Origin of the sequence: Chloroflexus islandicus (genome assembly GCF_001650695.1) — a bacterium.
Taxonomy (GTDB): domain Bacteria; phylum Chloroflexota; class Chloroflexia; order Chloroflexales; family Chloroflexaceae; genus Chloroflexus; species Chloroflexus islandicus.
Map to the genome: position 1 here is coordinate 1 of NZ_LWQS01000013.1, position 657 is coordinate 657.

The 657-nt window shown below is 57.2% G+C and carries 2 protein-coding genes; both read right to left on the reverse strand.

Annotation, left to right across the window (positions count from 1 at the left end):
• A partial coding sequence (locus tag A6A03_RS20710; protein ID WP_216636331.1) for a hypothetical protein occupies window positions 1-224 on the reverse strand: 224 nt, incomplete at its 3' end.
• Between the two features lie 188 nt (window positions 225-412).
• The coding region (locus A6A03_RS19900) for a hypothetical protein (protein ID WP_216636332.1) at window positions 413-657 on the reverse strand (245 nt) is incomplete at its 5' end.

A 657-nucleotide genomic window follows, 5' to 3' on the forward strand; every position in this document is an offset into this window, starting at 1 on the left:
CCGTAGACTTGGGTGGTGTCAAAGCCGGTGCCGCTACCACCGCAGCTATCGCCGGCAAGGCCGAACACGGCCCCCTCCAGCGTCGGGGGGCACGTGCCCGGTTGATGTACCCACGGCTGCCGGTTCGGAATCGTGGCATTGGCGTTAGGGATATTCACGAATGCACTAAGCGTTATGCCTAGCAGCATGATCCCTACGAGGGCTAGGTGTCGGGTGTACTTCACGATGCACTCCTAACCATGGCTATTCAAAGGACGGAACCGGGGAGGGGGCGGATCGTGATAAACCCGGCACGACTGTAGCGTAGCAAAAGCGACTGAATAACCGCTAAACCTTGTCGTAGTTTGGAATGAACAAATTGTCATTTAGGAAATGCCTCACCCCTGCTTGATCAGCAGGGGTGAGGCAACGTCTACAGAGGAAGGAATTGTTCGGGGCGAATGCTTGCTGGCGCCGGAGTGGGGGTTAGCCACTCATCAATGACAAGGTAATGACTGTAGCTCCTGAACACCAGCGGGATGTAGTAGCGATATGTCGTTGGCGCTGGAATGACCGTTGCCGTTGGCACGTTTGTCGGAGACGGCGTATTGGTCGCCGTGGGGGTATTGGTCGGCGTATTGGTCGCCGTGGGGGTATTGGTCGGCGTATTGGTCGCCG